The 929-nt window shown below is 71.6% G+C and carries 2 pseudogenes; both read right to left on the reverse strand.

Features of this window, described 5'->3' with window-relative positions:
• Positions 1-190, reverse strand: a pseudogene (locus BN11_RS26405) (DUF721 domain-containing protein); the annotation flags it as partial.
• Positions 183-929 (reverse strand): annotated as a pseudogene (locus BN11_RS26410) (DNA replication/repair protein RecF); the annotation flags it as partial. The pseudogenes BN11_RS26410 and BN11_RS26405, both read right to left, overlap by 8 nt.

The raw sequence follows: 929 nt of genomic DNA on the forward strand, positions 1-929 counted from the left end.
CCAGCCGGTCGACGACGTCGCCGAGCAGCGCCGGGTCACGGTCGGTGCGCCCACTCTCCGGTGCGCCGCGGGGGGCGCGTTTCGGCATACTGCCGGGGCGCAGCCCCTTGGCGCGGGCGAGGGCACGCGCTCGCGCCAGTGCTTCGGCGGGGGCGTCGGGGTCCGACGGGGCCAGGTTCTCGTCACTCATCGGGAGCTACCGGGTATGCCGTGATCTCACCCTTCGTCACCGAGAACCATTGTCCCGCAAGGGATTTTGGTATGTCGTCCGCCACCGCCGCCGTGATCAGCACCTGTTCGCAGTCCCCGATGAGCGCCGCCAGCCGCTCACGCCGGCCGCTGTCGAGTTCGGCGAAAACGTCGTCGAGGATGAGCACCGGATCGGTGCCCAGGTCGGTGCGCAGCAGTTGGTATGCCGCGAGCTTGAGCCCCAGCGCGAACGACCAGGACTCGCCGTGGCTGGCATACCCCTTGGCCGGCATCTCCCCGAGCGCCAGGACGAGGTCGTCGCGGTGCGGGCCGACGAGGCACTGTCCGCGCTCGAACTCGTTGGCCTGCACCTCGGCGAGGGCGGCGACGATGCCTGCGGACAATTCGTCGATCTCGGGCACCTCGCCGGCGGCGATGCGGGCGTTCAACCCTTGGGTCAGCGAGGCCCGGTAGGTCGCTAGCGCCTCCCCGGCCCCGCCGCTGACCTCGCGATAGGCGTGGTCGAGGTGCGTGCGCAGATCGCGCAGCAGCCGCAGGCGGGCATATAGCAGTTGGGCGCCGAGCCCCGCGAGGTGGCCGTCCCAGACGTGGAGGGTATGCAGCACGCTCTCGCGTGCCTCCTCCGCGCTGGCTCCCTCGGCCGGCCTCCGGCCTCGGCCGCCGCGGCGCAGCATCGGCGCGGACTGTTTGAGCAGGGCGCTGCGCTGCTTGACGATCCG

Source organism: Nostocoides australiense Ben110 (genome assembly GCF_001050535.1).
Classification (GTDB): domain Bacteria; phylum Actinomycetota; class Actinomycetes; order Actinomycetales; family Dermatophilaceae; genus Nostocoides_A; species Nostocoides_A australiense.